This window comes from Delftia sp. HK171, assembly GCF_001886655.1.
GTDB classification, from domain to species: domain Bacteria; phylum Pseudomonadota; class Gammaproteobacteria; order Burkholderiales; family Burkholderiaceae_C; genus Comamonas; species Comamonas acidovorans.
On sequence record NZ_CP018101.1, the window covers coordinates 448,560 to 464,595 of the forward strand.

At 69.1% G+C, this 16,036-nt stretch carries 15 protein-coding genes and 1 pseudogene; 10 read left to right on the forward strand and 6 right to left on the reverse strand.

The window, feature by feature from the left end:
- The first annotated feature begins 64 nt into the window (after positions 1 to 64).
- The 5 genes from BO996_RS02090 to BO996_RS02110 all read left to right on the forward strand — a co-directional run bounded on the left by BO996_RS02090 (position 65) and on the right by BO996_RS02110 (position 5,536).
- A complete protein-coding gene (locus BO996_RS02090) occupies positions 65 to 1,072 on the forward strand; it encodes a Bug family tripartite tricarboxylate transporter substrate binding protein (protein ID WP_013800080.1) in 1,008 nt (335 codons plus the stop codon).
- 14 nt (positions 1,073 to 1,086) lie between these two features.
- Positions 1,087 to 2,598 carry a class I adenylate-forming enzyme family protein gene (locus BO996_RS02095; RefSeq protein ID WP_071953886.1) on the forward strand — a complete coding sequence of 504 codons (1,512 nt, stop codon included), beginning with the start codon at positions 1,087 to 1,089 and terminating at the stop codon, positions 2,596 to 2,598.
- A gap of 353 nt (positions 2,599 to 2,951) precedes the next feature.
- On the forward strand, positions 2,952 to 3,923 hold the full coding sequence (locus BO996_RS02100; protein WP_071953887.1) for a tripartite tricarboxylate transporter substrate binding protein: 972 nt from the start codon (positions 2,952 to 2,954) through the stop codon (positions 3,921 to 3,923).
- On the forward strand, positions 3,901 to 4,161 hold the full coding sequence (locus BO996_RS02105; RefSeq protein ID WP_013800077.1) for a hypothetical protein: 261 nt from the start codon (positions 3,901 to 3,903) through the stop codon (positions 4,159 to 4,161). Before BO996_RS02100 ends, BO996_RS02105 begins: the two co-directional genes overlap by 23 nt.
- Positions 4,145 to 5,536, forward strand: a complete 1,392-nt coding sequence (locus tag BO996_RS02110; protein WP_013800076.1) for an amidase — start codon at positions 4,145 to 4,147, stop codon at positions 5,534 to 5,536. Before BO996_RS02105 ends, BO996_RS02110 begins: the two co-directional genes overlap by 17 nt.
- Positions 5,537 to 5,599: 63 nt before the next feature.
- Here the strand turns inward: BO996_RS02110 and BO996_RS02115 are convergent, their stop codons facing one another.
- The 5 genes and pseudogenes from BO996_RS02115 to fmdA all read right to left on the reverse strand — a co-directional run bounded on the left by BO996_RS02115 (position 5,600) and on the right by fmdA (position 9,950).
- The gene (locus BO996_RS02115; protein ID WP_071953888.1) at positions 5,600 to 6,730 is read right to left on the reverse strand and encodes a zinc-dependent alcohol dehydrogenase family protein; all 1,131 of its coding nucleotides are present in this window, start codon (positions 6,728 to 6,730) and stop codon (positions 5,600 to 5,602) included.
- A pseudogene (locus tag BO996_RS02120) lies at positions 6,727 to 6,927 on the reverse strand (ABC transporter substrate-binding protein); the annotation flags it as partial. The pseudogene BO996_RS02120 and the gene BO996_RS02115, both read right to left, overlap by 4 nt.
- Before the next feature lie 247 nt (positions 6,928 to 7,174).
- Positions 7,175 to 8,200, reverse strand: coding sequence for a tripartite tricarboxylate transporter substrate binding protein (locus BO996_RS02125; protein ID WP_071953889.1), 1,026 nt, complete (start codon positions 8,198 to 8,200; stop codon positions 7,175 to 7,177).
- 146 nt (positions 8,201 to 8,346) lie between these two features.
- Positions 8,347 to 8,700 carry a zinc ribbon domain-containing protein gene (locus tag BO996_RS02130; protein ID WP_071953890.1) on the reverse strand — a complete coding sequence of 118 codons (354 nt, stop codon included), beginning with the start codon at positions 8,698 to 8,700 and terminating at the stop codon, positions 8,347 to 8,349.
- Positions 8,701 to 8,717: 17 nt separating this feature from the next.
- Entirely contained in the window at positions 8,718 to 9,950 is a 1,233-nt protein-coding gene (fmdA, locus tag BO996_RS02135; RefSeq protein WP_013800071.1) for a formamidase, read from the reverse strand.
- 364 nt (positions 9,951 to 10,314) lie between these two features.
- Between fmdA and BO996_RS02140 the strand changes: the two genes are divergently transcribed.
- Genes BO996_RS02140 through BO996_RS02155 form a run of 4 tightly spaced genes read left to right on the forward strand, consistent with a single transcriptional unit; the run spans position 10,315 to position 13,544 of the window.
- The gene (locus tag BO996_RS02140; protein ID WP_071953891.1) at positions 10,315 to 10,719 is read left to right on the forward strand and encodes a Zn-ribbon domain-containing OB-fold protein; all 405 of its coding nucleotides are present in this window, start codon (positions 10,315 to 10,317) and stop codon (positions 10,717 to 10,719) included.
- Entirely contained in the window at positions 10,716 to 11,927 is a 1,212-nt protein-coding gene (locus tag BO996_RS02145) for a thiolase (protein ID WP_071953892.1), read from the forward strand. Before BO996_RS02140 ends, BO996_RS02145 begins: the two co-directional genes overlap by 4 nt.
- A 25-nt stretch (positions 11,928 to 11,952) precedes the next feature.
- On the forward strand, positions 11,953 to 13,110 hold the full coding sequence (locus BO996_RS02150; RefSeq protein ID WP_013800068.1) for an acyl-CoA dehydrogenase family protein: 1,158 nt from the start codon (positions 11,953 to 11,955) through the stop codon (positions 13,108 to 13,110).
- Between the two features lie 5 nt (positions 13,111 to 13,115).
- On the forward strand, positions 13,116 to 13,544 hold the full coding sequence (locus BO996_RS02155; RefSeq protein WP_034365600.1) for a PaaI family thioesterase: 429 nt from the start codon (positions 13,116 to 13,118) through the stop codon (positions 13,542 to 13,544).
- 36 nt (positions 13,545 to 13,580) lie between these two features.
- On the opposite strand, the gene BO996_RS02160 is transcribed toward BO996_RS02155, so the two are convergent.
- Complete coding sequence (locus BO996_RS02160) at positions 13,581 to 14,495, reverse strand: LysR family transcriptional regulator (RefSeq protein ID WP_012202113.1); 915 nt, start codon at positions 14,493 to 14,495, stop codon at positions 13,581 to 13,583.
- 162 nt (positions 14,496 to 14,657) lie between these two features.
- Between BO996_RS02160 and BO996_RS02165 the strand changes: the two genes are divergently transcribed.
- Positions 14,658 to 15,959 carry a CaiB/BaiF CoA transferase family protein gene (locus tag BO996_RS02165; protein WP_071953893.1) on the forward strand — a complete coding sequence of 434 codons (1,302 nt, stop codon included), beginning with the start codon at positions 14,658 to 14,660 and terminating at the stop codon, positions 15,957 to 15,959.
- Positions 15,960 to 16,036 lie beyond the last annotated feature (77 nt).

Sequence of the window (16,036 nt, forward strand, 5' to 3'; positions counted from 1 at the left end):
GACCGGGCGCGCCGCCGTGCAGGCCACGGCAGCGCTTCATTCATTTTTTGCAGGAGACATGCACATGCCCGCCCAACACCGCCGCAAGGCCCTGGCCACCCTGGCCCATGCCCCGCTTCTGGCGTCCCTGGTGACCGCCCTAGCCACCCTGACCGCCCTCCCCGCCGCCGCGCAGGACGCGCAGCCCGTGCGCCTCATCGTGGGCTACTCGGCCGGCGGTCCCGTGGACCAGGGTGCCCGCCTGCTCAGCGTGGCGCTGACCAAGGAGCTGGGCGCCTCGGTGGTGGTGGAGAACAAGCCCGGCGCCAACGCCACCATGGCCGGCAGCGAGGTCGTGCGCGCCAAGCCCGATGGGCTCACGCTGTGGTTCGCGGCCAGCCCCACCATCACCATCAGCCCCAACGTGATGAGCAAGATGTCCTTCGACCCGGCCCGTGACCTCACGCCCGTGGCGCCCGTGCTCAGCTACTACAACGTGCTGGTGGTCAACAACAACGAGCCCTACAAGACCACGGCCGAGCTCGTGGCCTATGCCAAGGCCCATCCGCAAAAGCTCAACTACGGCTCGGCCGGCGTGGGCGGCTCCAACCACCTGGGCGCGCTGCTGTTCGCGCGGCGCAGCGGCATCGAGATGAACCACATCCCCTACAAGGGCAACGCACCGGCCATGACCGACGTGATCGGCGGCCAGCTGAGCATGATGCTGGACATCATCAGCACCGCCAGCACCTACATCCAGAGCGGCAAGGTGCGCGCCGTGGCCGTGACCTCGCCGCAGCGCAATGCCTCGCTGCCCGATGTGCCCACCTTTGCCGAGTCCGGCATCGAAGGCCTCAAGGGCTTCGACGTGGGCGGCTGGTATGGCGTCTACGGCCCCAAGGGCATGTCGCCCGAACTCGTGGCCCGCCTGAACAAGTCCATCAACGCCGCCCTGGCCCAGCCGGAGCTGCGCAAGCGCCTCAAGGAACTGGGCTACGAAGAGTGGACCGGCGCCCCTCAGAAACTGGCCGAGCGCGGTGCAAAAGAACGCGCGATGTGGGCCACCGTCACCCAAGGCATTGTGGTGGACTGAGGGATACGCGGAGCATGAATCAACGAATACACCATCTGCTGGACCGCTGGCTGGCCGAAGCGCCGCAGCGTCCCTTCATCCACCTGCCCGACGACAGCAGCCTGAGCTTTGCCGACCTGGGCGCGCTGGCAGACACGGCCGAGGCCGAGCTGCGCGCGCTGCAGGTGCGGCCCGGCGACCGCGTGCTGGTCGTGGCCGAGAACTGCCCCGAGCATGCGGCGCTGATCCTGGCCTGCAGCCGCGTGGGCGCCTGGTCCTGCGGCGTGAACGCACGCATGGCGCCCGGCGAGATCGATGCCTTTGCGGCCAAGGCCGATGCGCGCGTGGTGTATTTCACCTCGGCCGCATCGGACAGCGCCAGCGGCCACGCGCGGCGCTTTGGCGCAGGCGACTCGGCCCTGGCCGGCATGCAGCACAGCCCCGTGCGCGCGCAGGCGGTGGCCGAATCCGGCGCGCTGCAGGACGAGGTGGCGGCGCTGATCTTCACCTCGGGCACCACGGGCACGCCCAAGGGCGTGATGGTGGGGCATGACGCGCTGACGCTGTTCGCGCGCGTCTCGGCCGCATCGCGCGGCCTGGGTCCGCAGGACCGCAGCTACGCCTTCGTGCCCATGACCCATATCTTCGGGCTGGGCACGGTGCTGCTGGCCTCGCTGCATGCGGGCGCGCAGATGGTGATGCGCCCGCAGTTCGACCCCGCCGATCTTCTGGATGCGCTGGCCCGCCACGGCATCTCCCAGCTTCAGGGGCCGCCTGCGCTGTACGCACGCCTGCTGGCCTATCTGCAGGAGCAGGGCATTGCCCACCCACAGGCGCCAGCGCTGCGCTATGTCTATACCGGCGCCGGCCCGCTGGACCTGACGCTGAAAAAGCGCGTGGAGGCCGCCTTCGGCCAGGCGCTGCACCACGGCTACGGCCTGTCGGAATACGCAGGGTCGGTCCACCTCACGCGCCAGGGCGAGCAGCGGCCCGACACCAGCGCGGGCTACGTGGTGGAAGGCGCCGAGGTGCGCGCCGTGGACCCGGCCACGGGCCGCAGCCTGCCGGTGGGCGAGCGCGGCGAGCTGTGGATACGCGGGCGCGGCCTGATGCATGGCTACTTCCGCGATGACCAGGCCACGGCCGCCGTGATGCGCGAGGGCGGCTGGTACGCCAGCGGCGACCTGGGCGAGCTGCATGCCGACGGCGCACTCTTCGTGGTGGGGCGGCTCAAGGAAATGATCATCCGCTCGGGCTTCAACGTCTATCCGGCCGAGGTGGAACTGGCGCTCAACGAGCTGCCCGGCGTGCAGCGCAGCGCCGTGGTCGGGCGGCCCGAGGGCGATGGCAACGAGGAGGTCATCGCCTTCGTCGAGCTGCAGCCCGGCGCCACGCTGGACAGCGCCGCAGCGCGCTCCCACCTGCGCGAACGGCTGGCGCCCTACAAGCTGCCCGCCCGCATCGTGCCCCTGGCCGAGCTGCCCACCAGCCCCAACGGCAAGGTGCTCAAGCGCCTGCTGCAGGAACAGGCGCTGCGCGTTTCCTGAGCCCGGGCCGCCCAGCAGTTGCGCCGGCACCGCTGCCGGTGCAACCTTTGTCTTGCCTGCCCCTTCCCTGCCCCATGTCCGGATGTGCGCACGCGCCACCGCCTTCCGGAACCGGCCTCTGCAGCATGGACGCAACACCCCTACATTGCGCATCCGCAGGCCTTGCACCCCATCCTTCATGATGTAAAACTATGGCACTCAATGTTTCAATAGTTTTAACAAATTCATTATTTTTTCGCCTGCCTTGGCCTTGGCCGCAGTTACCGGATCCATCGTGAGATGCATCCCGGCGTGTCGGCCCGGATCTGCACAGGGCATGCATCCTCTCCCCTGCAACCACATGAATCAAGCCCATGAAAAGAATCCTCAGCCTGTTTCTCGGAGGTATTTTCCTGGTCGCTGCCAGCCTGGTTCATGCGGCCTGGCCAGACCGGCAGATCACGCTGGTTGTACCTTTCCCGGCAGGCGGTGGCACTGATGTCGTGGGGCGCATCATCGCCAAGGAGCTTGCACAACGCCTGCGCGTCAACGTGGTGGTGGAAAACCGCCCTGGCGCCTCGGGCAACATCGGCGCGCGCCAGGTCTCCAAGGCCAGTCCCGATGGATATACGCTGCTGATCTGCACCACGGCCCAGACCATCTCGGGCGCGCTGTACACGCAGGCCGGGTATGACGTGGCCAACGACCTGGAAGCCATCTCCACCATCAACGACAGTCCCCTGGTGCTGATCACACGCCCGGGCCTGCAGCTGTCGTCGGTGCAGGACCTGATCGAGCTGGCGCGGCGCAGCCCCGGCAAGCTGACCTATGCCACGCCGGGCTATGGCAGCGCGGGCCACATGGCGGCCGAGGCCCTGAGCCTGGCCGCCGACATACGCATGCTGCACATCCCCTACCAGGGCGCCGCGCCCATGATGGCCGACCTGGTCAGCGGCCAGGTCGATATCGCCTTCGACCTGCTGATCACGGCCAAGCAGTATGTGAACCAGGGCAAGGTCAATCGCGTGGGCGTGGCCACGCGCGAGCGCTCGCCCCTCATGCCCGACTGGCAGACGCTCAGCGAGCAAAGCCCGGCCCGGCTCGGCAATTTCAACGAGACCGCATGGAATGTGCTCATGGCACCCAAGGGCACGCCGGCCGCGATAGTGAACGCCATCAATGCACAGATGAAAAATATCCTGGCCGATGAAAAGGTGCAGCGCAAATTCATGGAGCTTGGCAGCATTCCCCTTTGGAAATCCGTGGGCGGCACCAAGGCATTCGTATCCGACGACGCCAGAAAATGGAGAAAGGTGGTCAGTGATGCCGGCATCGCGAAAATCTGAAATACCCCCTTCGCCGCAGAAACTGGCAGGGCCCGATGTCAATGCGCTGCACGAATTGCTCAATGCGCTGAAAAAGCACGGCATCGACATCCCCTTCGAGCGGCTGGGCCCCATCCTGGCGGAGCACCAGTTGCTGATGGAGCACCGCGGCCTCGTCAACGAACTGGCGCATGAGGCGGGTCCCTCGCACATCCACACCACCATTTCCCGTCAGAGCAACCATGCGCGGCAGTCCTGAACTTTCCATACGGCAGATGGCCAGCGCGCTGCGCGCCGGCAAGACCACCTCGGAGATGCTGACCCGGGCGGCGCTGGGACGCATCCGCGCCATGGACATCGACATCCATGCCTTCACCAATCTCGATGCCAGCGGTGCCATGGAGGCTGCGCGCAGCGCAGACATGGCGCGCGCCGAAAGCGCCGACCTGCCGCTGCTCCACGGCATTCCCGTGGCCATCAAGGACGTCTACGACGTGGCCGGCCTGCCGACCACCTGCCAGTCCTGGCTGAGCCTGGACTATGTGCCCGAAGAGGATTCCACGCCGGTGCGGCGCCTGCGCGATGCCGGTGCCATCATCCTGGGCAAGCTGGCCACGCACGAGTTCGCCATCGGCGCGCCCAGCCCCGACCTGCCGTTTCCCGCGGCCCGCAATCCCTGGGACCTGGCCCATATCCCGGGCGGATCGTCGTCGGGCTCGGGCGCCGCCATTGCGGCAGGCTTCACGCGGCTGGCCCTGGGCACCTGCACGGGCGGCTCCATCCTCATACCGGCCGCCTGGTGCGGCGCCGTGGGGCTGAAACCCACCTACGGCCGCGTCTCCAAGCACGGCGTGTTTCCGCTGGCCTGGACGCTGGACCATTGCGGCCCGCTGTCGCGCAGCGTGGAGGATGCGGCCATCGCGCTGCAGGTGCTGGCCGGGCACGACCCGCTGGACCCGGCCAGCTCCACCGAACCCGTGGACGACTACTGCACGGGGCTTGAGCAGGGCGTGAAGGGCCTGACCATCGGCGTGCCGCAGGACCACTTCCAGTCGTCGCCCCAGGCGTCGCCCACGTTCCTTTCGGCCTTCGACCGCACGGCCGCGCTGCTGGCCGAGGCCGGCGCCCGTCCCATCCACGTGAGCCTGCCCCACAGCCAGCAGTTCCTGGCGGCCGGCCGCGTCATCCTCAGTGCCGAGATGTTCACCATCCATGCGCAGGACCTGCGCTCGCGCCCGCTGGACTATGGCGAACTCACGGCGGCGCGGCTGCTGCTGGGCGCCACCGTGTCCTCGGAGGACTACCTGAACGCCCTGCGCGTGCGCCGCATGCTGGCGGCTCGCGTGGACGCGGCCCTGGACCGCTGCGACGTGCTGCTGACCGCCATCACCCTGGATACGGCGCCGCGCTTCGATCCCATGCCGCATTTCCGCCACTGGCCGGTGCAGACCCATGCCTTCAACGTGACCGGACACCCGGCCATCAGCGTGCCGGTGGGCCTGTCGCCGCAAGGCCTGCCGCTGGCCGTGCAGGTGGTGGGACGCTACTTCGACGAGGCCCGCATCCTGCAGGTGGCCCGGGCCATCGAGCGGCTGACCGGCTGGGAAAACCAGCTGCTGCCCGACGGCACCTGACCGCCGTGCTTGGCTTGGACACAGCCGCAGCAGCAGCCCCGGACCTCGCTGATCAGCCTGACCTCAGGCCTCCATGCGGATGATCTGGCGTATGGCCTCGCCACGCGCCAGGCGGTCGAAGCCCTCGTTGATCTGGTCCAGCGTCAGGTGGCCGGTGACCAGGCGGTCCACCGGCAGCCTGCCGGCCGCATGCAGGGCCAGGTAGCGGTCGATGTCGCGGCGCGGCACGCAGCTGCCCATGTAGCAGCCCTTGAGCGTGCGCTCCTCGGCCACCAGGTGCCAGACCGGCAGGCTGATGGCCTGGGCGCTGGAGGGCAGGCCCGCCGTCACGGTCTGGCCCCCGCGCCGCGTGATGCGGTAGGCCATCTCCAGTGCCTTGGCCGAGCCCACCATCTCGAAGGCATGGTCCACGCCGCCGCCCGTCAGCGCCCGCACCTGCTTGACGGCATCCTCGTCGCCGGCATTGACGGTGTCGGTGGCGCCGAAATCGCGCGCCATGGCCAGCTTGTCGGCATTGAGGTCCACGGCCACCACGCGGGCCGCACCCGCCGCCGCCGCGCCCATCACCGAGGACAGGCCCACGCCGCCCAGCCCCACCACGGCCACGCTCTGGCCGGGGCTCACCCTGGCGGTATTGGCCACCGCGCCCACGCCGGTCATCACGGCGCAGCCGAACAGCGCGGCCAGCTCCAGCGGCACCGACTTGTCGATGCGGTGCACACCGCGGCGCGAGAGCACGGCATGCTCGGCAAAGGCCGAGACGCCGACGAAGTGCGAGATGGACTGGCCATTGCGCGACAGCCGCCTGGCACCCGACAGCAGGGTGCCCGCCACGCCGGCCTGGCCTGCGGGCTCGCAGAGCACCGGTCGGCCCTCGGCGCAGGGCTGGCAGTTGCCGCAGCCGGGCACGAAGAGCATGACCACGTGGTCGCCCACCTCCAGGTCAGACACGCCCTCGCCCAGCGCCTGGATCACGCCTGCGGCCTCATGGCCGAGCACGATGGGCGTGTCGCGCGGACGGTCGCCGTTGATGATGGACAGGTCGGAGTGGCACACGCCTGCGGCGGCCACCTTGACCAGCACCTCGCCGGGGCCGGGCGGCGCCAGGTCCACCTCCCAGATCTCCAGCGGGCGGCTGTCGGCATAGGGCGCGGCTGCGCCCGTTCTCGTGAGTACGGCGGCGCGTGTCTTCATGATGTCTTCACCAGCTTGCAGCTGCTCTTGGACAGCGGGCGGAAGGCCTCGTCACCGGGGATGGTGGAGAGCACCTTGTAGTAGTCCCAGGGGTATCTGGATTCCTCGGGCTTCTTGATCTGCACCAGGTACATGTCGTGCACCATGCGGCCGTCCTCGCGCACCTTGCCGTTCTGGGCGAAGAAGTCCTCGATGGGCCTGCGCCGCCGCCGTCCACAGCAGGCCGGCGGCCGGCGCCCAGCGCGCAGCCGGCAGCGCGCGCCTTGGTCAAGCCGCCTCGCATCAAGCCTTTCCGCATATCCGTCTCCTTGTCTCGGGGTTGTTTTTCTGGATACCGAAGGCAAGCCTAAGCAGGCCATAGCGGCCCGCCTATGCGCGATTGCGAAAGGCGGGGTTGCAGCGCTGCGAAGCCGGGTTTGTCCCGACTCCGGCCCGCCGCCGCGCTCAGTCCGCCTGGATGCCGGCCACCTTGACCACCTGGGCCCATTTGCGCAGCTCGCTGCCCAGGCGCTCGCGCATCTGCTGCTGGGTGCCGGGGTCGGCCTCGGCGCCCGCCGTCAGCAGGCGCTGGCGCACGGCGGCATCGCGCAGCGCGGTGTTGAAGTCGGCGTTGATGCGCGCCAGCACGGCGGGCGGCGTGCGGGCCGGCGCAAACAGCGCGGCCCAGGAATAGGCCTCGTACTCGGGCAGGCCCGACTCGGCAATGGTGGGCACCTCGGGCAGCATGGCCGAGCGCTGGCGGCTGGCCACGCCCAGTACCTTGATGCGGCCGGACTTGATGTGCTGCAGCGCGCTGGGCGCATCGGCAAACATCAGCTGCACCTGGCCGCCCAGCAGGTCGTTCATGGCCGGCGCGCTGCCCTTGTAGGGAATGTGCTGCAGCTTGATGCCTGCATGCATGTTGAACAGCTCGCCGGCCAGGTGCGTGCCGCCGCCATTGCCCGAGGAGCCGAAGCTCAGGCCGTTGCCGGACTTGGCCAGCGCGATCAGCTCGCGCACATTGCTGGCGGGCACCGAGGGATGGGCCACCAGGAAGACCGGGAACATGGCCGCAAAGCTCACGGGCGCGAAGTCGCGCTCTATGTCGTAGGTCATCTTCGGCTGCAGCGCCGGGTTCACCGCATGGTGGATGGAGCCCACGAACAGCGTGTAGCCGTCGGCGGGCTCCTTGGCTGCGAGGGCCGCGCCCACCATGCCGCCGGCGCCCGCGCGGTTGTCCACCAGGTTGGGCTGCTGCCAGATCTCGCCCAGCTTCTGGGTGAAGGCGCGCGCCGTGGTGTCCACGGGACCGCCGGGCGGAAAGGGCACGATGAAGCGCACGGGCCGCGTGGGCCAGGCATCGGCCGCATGGGCCACCCGGGCTGCGGGAAACAGGCTGCTGGCAGCCAGCGCGCCGCCGGCGGACAGCAGGCGGCGGCGCTGCGACGAAAAGGAAGACGGGCAAGAGGATGGGAAGGAAGACGGGGGCATGGCGAAACTCCGGGCAACGGGCGGCGGCTTGCCGCGCGACCCATTCTGGGCAAGCCGGCCTGCGCCGTGTTTCGCCAATGTGGAAGGCGCGCTTCCAGGGCTCCCAAGCGGTGGAAACCCTGGGAAGCGGTCCACTCCGATGCAGCCTAGTGGCTGATCATCCAGGGCCGCCGCGAGGGCGCGGACTTTGCGCCGTTGGGCGCCGTCACCGTGGCGCTGCGCCGGCCCGATCCGCAGCAGCCGCAGCCTGCCGGGTGCTTGAAGCGCGCATAGCCATGGTCATGGTCGCGCGAGCTGGCGGGCTCGTGGCGCGCGCGCTCGTTGGTGTCCATGGCGCGGCGCGTGCCGTCGGCCATCAGCGCCAGCCGGGGCGCGGCGGCCAGCACGCGCGCGGACGCCGTGCCGCAGCCGGGGCAGGCCGCGGGCTCGTCGCGCAGGCGCAGCGGCCGCAGGGCCTCGAAGCCGCCGCATTGCACGCAGTCATAGTCGTAGGTGGGCATGGGCGGACTCCTTGGCGTCAGCGCAGGTCGGGGGACAGGGGCATGTCGATGCTGCCGTCGAACTGGACGACCGGCCCCGCCGCGTTGGGGTTGATGTCGAAGTCGAAGATGCCCGTGGGCAGCCACAGCGTGGCGCAGGAGTTGGGCACGTCCACCACGCCGCTGATATGGCCCTGCACGGGCGCCGTGCCCAGGATGGAATACGCCTGGGCGCCGCTGTAGCCGAATTTCTTCAGGTATTCGATGGCGTTCAGGCAGGCCTGGCGGTAGGCCACGTTGACATCCAGGTAGTGCTGCCTGCCGCTCTCGTCCACCGAGATGCCCTCGAAGATCAGGTAGTCGTCATAGCGCGGCGTGATGGGGCTGGGCTTGAAGATGGGGTTCTTGATGCCGTACTTGGCCATGCCGCCCTTGATCAGCGAGACCTTCATGTGCACCCAGCCGGCCATCTCGATGGCGCCGCAGAAGGTGATCTCGCCATCGCCCTGGCTGAAGTGCAGGTCGCCCACGCTCAGGCCGGCGCCGTCCACATAGACCGGGAAGAACACCTTGGCGCCGCGCGAGAGGTCCTTGATGTCGCAGTTGCCGCCGTGTTCGCGCGGCGGCACGGTGCGTGCGCCTTCGGCGGCGGCCTTATCGCGCGCCTCGCCGCGCATCTGGCCCATGTGGGCCGTGCCGGCCGACGGCGGGTTGGCCAGGCCGGGGACACGTTCGGGGTCGGTGGCGATGAGTGCGCGCTCGCGCTCGTTCCACATCTCCAGCATGGGCCGGTCAGGCAGGCAGCCGATGAGGCCGGGATGGATGAGGCCGGGGAAGTTCACGCCTGGTATGTGGCGCGAGCTGGTGAACATGCCCTTGAAGTCCCAGATCGATTTCTGGGCCGAGGGGAAATGGTCGGTCAGGAAGCCGCCGCCATTGTTTTTGGAGAAGAAGCCGTTGAAGCCCCAGAGGCTGTCGGGCTTGGCGCCGATGTCCAGCAGGTCCACCACCAGCAGGTCGCCGGGCTGGGCGCCCTTCACGCCCACGGGGCCGGACAGGTAGTGCACCGTGGTCAGGTCGATGTCGCGCACATCGTCGGCGCTGTCGTTGTTCTTGATGAAGCCGCCGGTCCAGTCGTAGGTCTCCAGGATAAAGTCGTCGCCGGGCTGGACCCAGCAGGCCATGGGAATGTCCGGGTGCCAGCGGTTGTGGACTCTTTCGTTGTCGGTGGGCGGGCGGTTCAGGTCCACCTTGATCAGCGTATCCGTCATGTGCAAAAACCTCCTGGGTGGGTGGGGATCGACAGCGGAGAACGGGCCGGGGTGCGGCGCGCCATTGCCGGCCTTCCTGTGGCGCCACGCTGTGCCAAAGCGGCGGCGAGCCCTCGGTGCGCCGGCAGGCGGCGCAGGGCGGGTATGAAGAAAAGGCCGGGAATGCATAAACACCATAGCAGCCGTGCCCGCCGGCCCGCCTAGGCAGCAACCCTGGGTTGACAGCCGGGCGCCGGCACTGGTGAAGCCACCCTTCCAGATTGGCGAATTGAAGCGGCCCCGCGATGCGGGCATGCTGGCGGACAGCCGCTGCGCCCGCGTGCCGGGTGCAGCGCCAAGAACACCAAGAACGGAGACACCGCCCATGCACCTGAGCACACAGACCCACTACCAGGCCGAACTCGATGCCGGCCGCTTCTGCATACAGCAGTGCACGCAATGCACGCGCCATGTCTTCACCCCGCGTGAGCTGTGCCCGCACTGCGGCGCCAGCCCGCTGCGCTGGGTGCGCGCCAGCGGCCAGGGCACGGTCTACTCCACCAGCACCGTCGCGCGCAAGAGCGATGCCGGTGGCGACTACAACGTGGCCCTGATCGACCTGGACGAAGGCGTGCGCATGATGGGCCGCGTCGAAGGCATTGCGCCGGCCGACGTGCGCATAGGCCAGCGCGTGAGCGCCCATGTGGCGAGCAAGGACGGACGCGGCCTGGTGCTGTTCCAGCCCGCGCTCGGACAGGCGGCACAGGGATCGCAGGGAGGTGCAGCATGAGCGCCCGTATCCCCCAATCCACCCTGGACGCCTCCGCCGTGAACCGCCCGCTGCGCGGGCGCGTGGCCATTGCCGGCGCCGCCACCTATGGCTGCGGCGAGGCACCCGGCATGGACGACATGACCCTGCTGGTGCGCGCCGCCCATGCGGCCGTGGTCGATGCGGGCCTGACCATGCAGGACATCGACGGCCTGGCCACCTGCAGCGTCAACGCCAGCATGTGGACCATGCCCGTGATCGAGCACCTGGGCATCAACCCCACCTATGTGGACGGCACGATGATCGGCGGCAGCAGCTTCATCGCCCACCTGCTGCCCGCCATCCGCGCGCTGGAGGCCGGCCAGTGCAAGGCCGTGCTGGTGTGCTACGGCAGCGCCCAGCGCTCGGCCACCTTCGGCCGCAAGGAAGGCCAGGCGGCGCGCCGCTTCCTGGACCCGCAGCCCTACGAGTTCCCCTACGAGCCCGTGCTGCCCGTGACCGCCTATGCGCTGGCGGCCGCGCGCCATATGCACGAGTTCGGCACCACGCGCGAACAGCTGGCCGAGGTGGCCGTGGCCGCGCGTGCCTGGGCGCAGCTCAACCCCGAAGCCTTCATGCGCGACCCGCTGACCATCGAGGACGTGCTCTCGGCCCGCCCCATCGCCAGCCCCTTGAGCGTGCGCGACTGCTGCCTGGTGACGGACGGCGCGGGCGCCATCGTGCTGGTGCGCGGCGACCGCGCACGCGACCTGCCGCGCCCCCCCGTCTACGTGCTGGGCAATGCCACCGCCATCTGGAACCGCCAGATCTCCTGCATGCCCGACCTGACCACCACGGCCGCCGCGCAGTCCGGCGCCCAGGCCTTTGCCATGGCGGGGCTCACCGCTGCCGACATGGACATGGCCCAGGTCTACGACGCCTTCACCATCAACACCCTGCTGTTCCTGGAGGACCTGGGCTTTTGCGCCAAGGGCGAGGGCGGCGCCTTCGTGTCCAAGGGCGGTATCGCGCCCGGCGGGCGGCTGGCCGTCAACACCAACGGCGGCGGCCTGTCCTGCGTGCACCCGGGCATGTACGGCATCTTTGCGCTGATCGAGGCCGTGCGCCAGCTGCGCGGCGAGGCCGGCCAGCGCCAGCTGGGACGCCACCGCACGGCCGTGGTCCATGGCAATGGCGGCACCCTTTCCAGCCAGTCCACGGCTGTGCTGGGTACGGCCGAAGCGCTTTGATTCCGCAGAGAGAAAGAACACCGCAATGATCCGCGACCAAGAAACCCTCGAAGCCCTGCTGGACAGCGTGCGCCGCTTTGTGCGCGAGCGCCTGGTGCCCGCCGAGAACGAAGTGGCCGAGACCGACGAGATTCCCGAGTCCATCGTGCAGGAGATGCGCAACCTGGGCCTGTTCGGCATGACCATCCCCGAGCAGTTCGGCGGGCTGGAGCTGACCATGGAGGAAGAGGTGCGCGTGCTCTTCGAGCTGTGCCAGACCGCGCCGGCCTTCCGCTCGGTGATCGGCACGACCGTGGGCATAGGCTCGCAGGGCATCCTCATCGACGGCACGCCCGAGCAGCAGGCGGCCTGGCTGCCCAAGCTGGCCACGGGCGAGATCATGGCCTCGTTCGCGCTGACCGAGCCCGAGGCGGGCTCGGACGCGGCCTCGCTGCGCACCACCGCCATCAGGGACGGGGACCACTACGTGGTCAACGGCAACAAGCGCTTCATCACCAATGCGCCGCATGCGGGCATGTTCACGCTGATGGCGCGCACCGACCCGGCCAACAAGGGCGCGGGCGGCGTCTCGGCCTTCATCGTGGATGCGAAGTCGCCGGGCATCAGCTTCGGCAAGAACGACGTGAAGATGGGCCAGAAGGGCGCGCACACCTGCGACGTGTTCTTCGACAACGTGCGCGTGCCGGCGGCCAACCTCATCGGTCTGAAGGAAGGCCAGGGCTTCAAGACCGCCATGAAGGTGCTGGACAAGGGCCGCATCCACATCGCGGCCGTGAGCGTGGGCGTGGCGCAGCGCATCCTGCGCGACGCGCTGAACTATGCGCTGGAGCGCAAGCAGTTCGGCCAGCCCATCTGCGAGTTCCAGCTGGTGCAGGCCATGCTGGCCGACAGCCAGGCCGAGCTGTATGCGGCCGAGTGCATGGTGATCGACGCCGCGCGCCGCCGCGACGAGGGCCGCAACGTCTCCACCGAGGCCTCGTGCTGCAAGATGTTCGCCACCGAGATGGTGGGCCGTGTGGCCGACCGCGCCGTGCAGATCCTGGGTGGCTCGGGCTACCTGGCCGAGTTCGGCATCGAGCGCTTCTATCGCGACGTGCGGCTGTTCCGCCTGTACGAAGGCACGACCCAGATCCAGCAGGTCATCATCGCGCGCAACATGGTGCGCGAGGCGCGCGCCGCATGAGCCGTATGAGTGCACCGCCCCCTGACCGAAATGCCTTCATGCGGCTGATCGGCGCCTCGCAGGTGCCCGCGCCGCCCGGCAAGGTCCATGTGCGCCTGCCCCACATGCGCGAGGAACTGCTCAACCAGCTGCCCGCCGCGCACGGCGGCGTGCTCATGACGCTGCTGGACTCCGTGATGTCGCGCGCCGCGGGCGAGCTGCCCGGTGCGCCATCGCAGACCGCCGTGACGGTGGAGATGAGCAGCCGCTTCCACCGCCCGGGCAAGGGCGCGCTGCTGGCCGAAGGCTGGGTGGTGCATGCCAGCCGCAGCCTGTGCAGCTGCGCGGCGCAGTTGCTCGATGAAGACGGAAAGCTGGTGGCCACGGCCACCGGCACCTTCAAGTACTGGCTGGCACCGACCACGCTGGACCGGGACACGGCCCAGGCCGACTGAACGGGCGGCGGTCGGCGGGCTGCTGTTGGCCGGCCGCTACTCCAGCGTGAGCCGGCCCTGTGCGTCGGCCACCAGCAGCTCCACCAGCTCCTGGGCGAAGGACGGCAGGGCCTCCAGGCTGCGCACGCAGATCTGCATCTCGCGCACCGACCAGGCATCGGACAGCGGCACGATGGCGATGTCCATGGAATGCGCATGGCGGCTGGCGGCCGATTCGGGCAGCACGCCCACGCCCACGCCGGACTCGATCATGCGGCAGGCCGTCTCGAAGTTGCCCACCTGGATGCGCTGCTTGATGGGCCGGTGCAGCTGGTCGCTGGCCTGGCGCAGGAAGGCGTGGATGGCGCTGGATTCGTGCAGGCCCACATGGTCCAGGTCCAGCGTGTCGGCAAAGGCCATCTGCATCTCGCCATCGAGCGCATGGCCGCGCGGCACGACCAGCACCAGGCGGTCGCGGCGGTAGGGCAGGGTCTCCAGGTTCTCGGTGCGCACCAGGCCGGCGACGATGCCGATGTCGGTCTGCCCCTCGGTCACGGCACGCACGATGTCGTGCGACAGGCGCTCGCGCAGGTCGATGTTCACGTCGGGATTGCGGCGCAGGTAGTGGCGCAGCACGGGCGGCAGGAACTCGCCCAGCGAGGTGGTGTTGGCAAACACCCGCACATGGCCCTTGATGCCGCGCACGTACTCCTGCATGTCGCCGCGCAGATGCTCGATCTGGCCCAGCACCATGCGCGCATGGGTGACGAAGGCCTGGCCCGGCGGCGTCAGCGTCACGCCCTGGCTGGTGCGGTACAGCAGCTTGGTGCCGATGCTCTCTTCCAGGTTCTTGATGCGGGTGCTGGCCGCCGGCAGGGAGATGAAGGAAAGTTCCGCGCCACGCGTCATGCTGTTGGCGTCGGCGATGTGCACCATAAGGCGCAGATCCACAAGATCGAAATGCATGGCCATCCGGCATTGTAGAAAGCCGCAGGCTCCGGCACTGAGCCGCGCGCGTCAGTACAAACCGCAGTGCCGGCCCGTGCGCGAACGCGCGCTTTCACAAATGCGAAGCCGCAGCAGGCCCGCGCGCCGTAGCATGGGCCCATCTGCCCGGGATAGCCGCCTCAGCCCATGAACCACACAGAACCCCCCTCCCCCAGCCCCATCCACAACACGGCCACCCAGACCGCAGGAGCGCTGGGCCATCTGCGCGTGCTCGACCTCTCGCGCGTGCTGGCCGGCCCCTGGTGCACCCAGAACCTGGCCGACATGGGGGCCGACGTGATCAAGATCGAAAAGCCCGGCGAGGGCGACGACACGCGCCACTGGGGCCCGCCCTTCTTTCCCGATGCGCAAGGCAATCCCTCGGACAACGCCGTGTACTTCGCGGCCTGCAACCGCAACAAGCGCTCGGTCACCGTGGACATGGCCACGGCCGAGGGCCAGCAGCTGATCCGCGAGCTGGCCATGCAAAGCGATGTGGTGGTGGAGAACTTCAAGACCGGAGGCCTCAAGCGCTACGGCCTGGACTACGCCTCGCTGAGCGCGCTGAACCCGCGCCTGATCTATTGCTCGGTCACGGGCTTCGGACAGACCGGGCCCTATGCGCCGCGCGCCGGCTACGACCTGCTGGTGCAGGCCATGAGCGGCCTCATGAGCATCACGGGCCGCGCCGACAGCGAGCCCGGCGGCGGCCCGCTGCGCGTGGGCGTGGCCGTGATCGACCTGTTCACCGGCATGTATGCGACCACGGCCATCCTGGGCGCCGTGGAGGCGCGCCACCACACGGGGCGGGGCCAGCACATCGACATGGCCTTGCTGGACGTGGCCATGGCCGTGCTGGCCAACCAGGGCGCGGGCTTCCTGAACACCGGCCATGTGCCGGGCCGCCAGGGCAACACCCACCCCAGCGTCGTGCCCTACCAGGACTTCCCCACGGCCGACGGCCGCATGCTGCTGGCCATCGGCAACGACGGCCAGTTCGCGCGCTTTTGCGGGGCCGCTGGCGTGGACTGGGCGCGCGACGAGCGCTTTGCCACCAATGCCGGCCGCGTCATCCACCGCGACGCGCTGATCCCGCTGATGGCCGAACTCACGCGCGGCCGGCCCACGGCCGAGTGGATCGCGCTGCTGGAGGACAAGGCCGTGCCCTGCGGCCCCATCAACCACATCGGCCAGGCCTTCGACGATGCACAGGTGCGCGCGCGCGGCCTGCGCGTGGAGCAGGAGCGCTATCCGGGCGCCACGCCGCCTGCGGGCGAGACCATCAACCGCGTGGTGACCACGGCCAGCCCGCTGCGCCTGTCGGACACGCCCACCACGCTGCGCCATGCGCCGCCCGCCCTGGGCCAGCACACGGACGAGGTGCTGCGCGAGCGCCTGGGCCTGGATGCGCAGCAGCTGCAGGCCCTGCGCGGCAAGGGCGTGGTCTGAGCGACTGGCGACAGACGCCGGTCGCCTTGATGCGCTGAAGTTTCCGATGCCTTGAAACCGGCCATCCGCAGACGCGG